The following is a 5,030-nucleotide window of genomic DNA, read 5'->3' as shown; positions in this document are numbered from 1 at the left end:
GTTAAGGCAACCTAACAAAGCTTCAAAGCCGACAAACCGGACAAGCCCGGACACTGTTCCTTTCCTGTTTTTTACATATTGACTTTTGGCTCACCATATCAATTGCTTAAACCGCAAAGCGGCTTGACCGGTTTGTCGGCTTTGAAGCTTTGTTAGGTTGCCTTAACCCAATACCATTTGAGTTTTTGGAACAAACTCCACTTTTAAATTCATTCCAAGACCATCTGCGAGACGCTTAAGTAATTTAATTGTTGGATTTCCTGAACCATTTTCTATTTTACTTATATCTGACTGTGCAATTCCTGTGGTTTCTGCAAGTTGTTTCTGCGTTACATTACATGCTTTTCTTGCATCAATCAAAGAGGAAATTATTTCATATTCTGGGGCAAGAGCCTCGTATTCTTTTTTGAAAGATTCATCTTTCATCTGTTCGTTTAATGCTTCTGTTAATGTCATTTCTTTTCCTCCTTTTGCGGATGTCTAGCTAGATATTCTTTTCTGTAATTCTTTGCACGGATAATTTCTTCTGCAAGAAAAAAATAGAAAACATACAAAGACTAATACAAAAGAACGTTTCATAAAATCCTCCTAAGATTTTATTTCCAATTTGGAGAAAAATCTGTCGGAAGATTTACCTTATTAACAATAAGTGGCGCAGTGCGCCATCAACCTAACAACTGGTTGTACCGCAGCGGGCTCGACCCGCTGTTGGCTACGAACCTTTGTTAGGCGATATCATTTTTTAACGAATTATTCTTTACTTTAGTTCAAAGTTCCACACCATTCATCTAACATGGAAGTTAATGCAGTTGAAAAATCCTCTGTAGTTATATATGTTAATGGTGTTTCTGTAGGATAAGAAAAATCATTGATAGCATTTTTCATTTGGTCGAGAATGGAAGAAGAAACCTTGCATTCTAAGGTTCCTAGATTGTTTTCAGTAATCATATAAATATCCTGATTATAATATGACTCATGATATTTATTGATGTTATATTTTATTGGAGAGGACTCTGTTTCTTTTAGTTCTGCTGAATCTCCTTCACTATCAACAATTACCCAGTTATCAATGCCTTCTATCCAGTTTACATTATAGCTCCATGTTTCTTCCGTACTACCTGAGATTGAATATTTTTGCATTATGACGCTGCCAGTTTCCTTTTCGCAGATAAATGTTGTTTGACCTCTTCCATCACTTTCTTTTAGGTTTTCATCATAAAAAGTTACAGAATATCCGTTATTGCTTACATAAAAAGATCCTTTTTTATCCTTACTTTTACTTGTACCTTCAAAATTTTCATTGTTATACTTGTATCCTTTTATTCCGTTTGTGGTAATGCTTATGTCATCCCAAGTTTTCAAAGAGCCGTCCATAAAAGTTTTTAACTCTGTTTTTTTCTTTTCACTTGCCGTGCAAGTAAATTTTGTATAGGCTTTTTCATCTCCTCCAACCATTAAAAGCTCAGTATCAAGAGTTCCTTTGGAATTTTTAGTGCATTTTAAAACTGAATCAAATTGTAAATTACCTGCTTGAGGATGATCGACGATAACTCGTGAATAAATATATGCAGTATCAGAGTCGTCCTCATGCTTCACTTCAAAGTGTGAAAGGCTAATGCTAATTGCAGGTTCTTTTTCAACAACATAACTGCCAACAACAGGATTTTCATTTCCAGGTTCAAATTTTGTATTAAACTTTAAGTCGCCGATTGCTTGTGCAATTTCTGCCTTTGTCATTTTCAAAATACACTGTGTTGTGCTTAGTTCTCCTGAAAGTCTAGAAGCAGCGCTATCTGGATTTTTTTGGTTGTAAATTTCTGATACAACTGTTCTGGCACTTCGAGTTGAATTTGTAAAAGTTAGTTCTGTATCAAGATTTTCAATTACAGTTTTTGGCGAAGCAAATAAATCATCACTGTTATTGCTGTTAGAATTATTATCAGAATCAGGTGATGAACATCCAATGATTGTGCAAATTCCCAATAAACTTAAACTGAAAAACAAAAAATTAGATTTTCTTTTCATAATGAAATCCTCCTAACTCTATGCTTTTTTAATGATAAAAATGTTGGGGATTTTTTCTTGTAACACAAGTGGGCCAGTGGCCCATCCGCCTAACAAATATTCTCCCTATTCACCGTACCCCTTTCCCACTGCAAAAAGTGTCAGTGTAAGCTGGACTGTTAATAAGTTAAATATAATTATAACATTGATTTATACCATTAGCCATTTGTTTTACACGGGTCCATATAAACTCACAGGCGGTCAAAAGGGCTCACTACTCCACCTGCCCCGCGGTTCAATACATGTGTATAAATCATTGTCGTACTCACATCACTGTGGCCCAGCAGCTCTTGAATGGTAGGGATATCATAGCCGTTTTCAAGCAGATGTGTGGCAAAGGAATGAGGAAAGGTGTGACAGCTGGCATTTTTGAATTAGTTTTTAAAACTTCTTCACGGCTAAAAACAACTGGAATACGAACATTTTTCTTTGCATGAATTACAGAACTAAGGTTTTCTACGGGTCAGGCTTTCCGTACTTGCGCTTTAGCTCCATCCTCCTCGGCAAGCCTGTGGTGGACTGCTTCGCAGGTACTACAATCCCTTGCGCTGCTGTTTAGGTTAAAGTAAATACTGTTCCAGCAGATTAAAAAGATATCCGGCAATGATGATTCCACCGGTACAGATTGAAATAAATACTGCCAGCAATTTTACTTTAATTGCTTTCTTAAGCATAATCATGGAAGGTAAACTTAACGTTATTACAGCCATCATAAAGGACAGTACAACTCCAAGTCCTGCTCCTTTTTTTAAAAGCGCTTCTACAATTGGTATGCATCCAAAAATATCTGCATACATAGGTATTCCTGCAATTGCAGCCATAATTACACCAAATGGATTTCCGCTGCCAAGAAAACTGGCAATGGCATTCTCTGGTATCCAGTTATGAATAAATGCTCCCACAACTACACCAATTATAATATATGGAATTACCTTTTTATAAGTTTCCCATACTTTATTTCCTGCAAATTTTAAGCGCTCCTTTAATGAAGGTTTTTCCAATTCAATATCTGCAGCTTTTACATTTCTGATAAAATCTTCCACCTGATTTTCAAGATGAAGCTTTTCAATTAAAGTTCCCCCTGCAACTGCAATTGCAAGTCCCAGTATCACATAAACCACAGCAATCTTTACTCCAAATGTACTTGCAAGAAGTATAAGGGAGCCTAAATCTACCATAGGTGAAGAAATTAAAAAAGAAAAAGTCACCCCCAGTGGCAGACCGGCTGCAGTAAAACCCATAAACAATGGAATGGATGAACATGAGCAAAAAGGTGTTACAGTTCCAAGAAGTGCTGCAATAAAGTTTGCTCCTATTCCATGAAATCTTCCGAGAATCTTTTTACTTCTTTCCGGAGGAAAAAAACTTTGAATATAACTTATTATAAATATCAGGCCACAGAGAAAGAAAGATATCTTAATCACATCATAAATAGTAAAATGTATTGCAGCTCCAAATTTTCCTGATACATCAAGGCCTGCCAAAGTCAGTGTTTTTCCAATCAGATCTTTAAGCCATTTCATACCCAGCAGCTGGTTTTGAATAAAACTCCAGAACATATATTCTCCTTTTTATAAATAGACAGTTATCGATGTATATATTCTTAATAAAACCGTCTTTTTTTAGCCGTCTTAAATTTAACTATAAGATTTTTTCTATTTCTTTACTTTTTAAGATTTTTCCAGCAGAGACCACTTTTTCATCGATAACAAGTGCAGGAGTAGACATAATGCCATAGCTTCCTATTACTGCAAAATCAGTAACATATTCAATCTGGGCATCAATACCTTTACTGGCAACAGCTTCTTTTACATTAGCAAGCAAAGTTTCGCATTTACAGCATCCGCCACCTAAAACTTTAATGTTAATCATAACCTTATTCTCCTTTCTTACAGCAACACTTTCCTGCAGTATTTTTTACTTTTTTCTTTGCAGAAGATAAAGAAGAGAGATATTCCTTATATTCAGAAAATTTCTGACAGTTAATTGAATAATGCTGCCATTTTCCTTCTTTATAAGAATTCACCAGGCCACAATCCCCTAACACTTTCATATGATGGGAAAGTGTGGGCTGAGTAACCTGCAATTCTTCTAACAGTTCACAAGCACACTTCTGACCCTGAGTAAGCATTTCAAGAATCCTTAATCTATTTACATCTGATAAGCATTTGCATATATCAGCAACTTCTTCAAGTTTCACAAAGAACCTCTTTACATAGATATATATCTATATGTGATATTATATAATACATAGATAAGTGTCAATATGTATATTTTATAATATCTGACTCATTCACAAATAAAAAAAGCCGGTCCCCATTAAAAGAAACCGGCTTAATTGTTTTCAAAACTTTATAACAATACTAATTATGAACTGAAGGTGTAAGTGCTGCTAAATGGCATTAATCCATACTTGAATTCAATCTTAAGACTGAGAACGCCGTCTGTTACTGTACCCTCAAGGCTGCTGATTGTTACAGTCTTTCCTTCAGATTCAACATAAACTGATGTATCACCACCACTAAGAGTATAAACTCCATCTGCATATGTTACAGTTACATTAGGAATATCAAAAGTAGGAATTGTTTTCATACCGGTCAATTCTGGAATTGTAATTGAAACAACTTCATCTGCTGTTTTTGTAATAGTCTGAGAATCAACTGAATCTGATGTTACTCCGAATACAATACAGCTTCCACTTCCTGAGTAAGTTCCAGCAACATAATCTGCAAGGGTAAGAACTGTTTCTGTTGTTGTTTCTTCTGATGGAGTTTCGTCTGTTGTTTTTTCAGATTCTTCTTCTTCCTCTTCTTCAGGTACTTCTGTTGAATCAGATGAATATGTAAGTTCAGCAGGGTCTGCCATAGAAGCCATTGCTGTTACAGAGAAGTAAACTTTTCCATCTGTTGTAAATGTAACAGTTGTAGCAGCTGAATCAAGGGTTGCTCCATCTTCTGAGTGACTGC

At 35.6% G+C, this 5,030-nt stretch carries 6 protein-coding genes and 1 pseudogene; all 7 read right to left on the bottom strand.

Annotated features, from left to right (window positions below; translation table 11 throughout):
• Positions 1 to 162: 162 nt before the first annotated feature.
• Positions 163 to 456: a helix-turn-helix domain-containing protein gene (locus tag K6D58_RS00125; protein ID WP_296826300.1), complete on the bottom strand. Its 294-nt coding sequence runs from the start codon at positions 454 to 456 to the stop codon at positions 163 to 165.
• 306 nt (positions 457 to 762) lie between these two features.
• Positions 763 to 2,025: a hypothetical protein gene (locus K6D58_RS00120; RefSeq protein ID WP_296826298.1), complete on the bottom strand. Its 1,263-nt coding sequence runs from the start codon at positions 2,023 to 2,025 to the stop codon at positions 763 to 765.
• Between the two features lie 230 nt (positions 2,026 to 2,255).
• Positions 2,256 to 2,435, bottom strand: a pseudogene (locus tag K6D58_RS00115) (tyrosine-type recombinase/integrase); the annotation flags it as partial.
• A gap of 189 nt (positions 2,436 to 2,624) precedes the next feature.
• A complete protein-coding gene (locus K6D58_RS00110) occupies positions 2,625 to 3,623 on the bottom strand; it encodes a permease (protein WP_296826297.1) in 999 nt (332 codons plus the stop codon).
• An 82-nt stretch (positions 3,624 to 3,705) separates the two neighbouring features.
• Positions 3,706 to 3,936, bottom strand: a complete 231-nt coding sequence (locus tag K6D58_RS00105; protein WP_296826295.1) for a thioredoxin family protein — start codon at positions 3,934 to 3,936, stop codon at positions 3,706 to 3,708.
• A gap of 4 nt (positions 3,937 to 3,940) precedes the next feature.
• Positions 3,941 to 4,264: an ArsR/SmtB family transcription factor gene (locus tag K6D58_RS00100; protein WP_296826293.1), complete on the bottom strand. Its 324-nt coding sequence runs from the start codon at positions 4,262 to 4,264 to the stop codon at positions 3,941 to 3,943.
• A gap of 167 nt (positions 4,265 to 4,431) precedes the next feature.
• Positions 4,432 to 5,030 (bottom strand): calycin-like domain-containing protein (locus K6D58_RS00095; protein WP_296826291.1); only part of this gene is annotated, 599 nt, incomplete at its 5' end.

Source organism: Treponema sp. (assembly GCF_024696245.1).
In the GTDB taxonomy this organism is placed as follows: domain Bacteria; phylum Spirochaetota; class Spirochaetia; order Treponematales; family Treponemataceae; genus Treponema_D.
The sequence above is the reverse complement of the archived record's forward strand: the minus strand, read 5'-3'. Positions and strand labels throughout refer to the sequence as shown.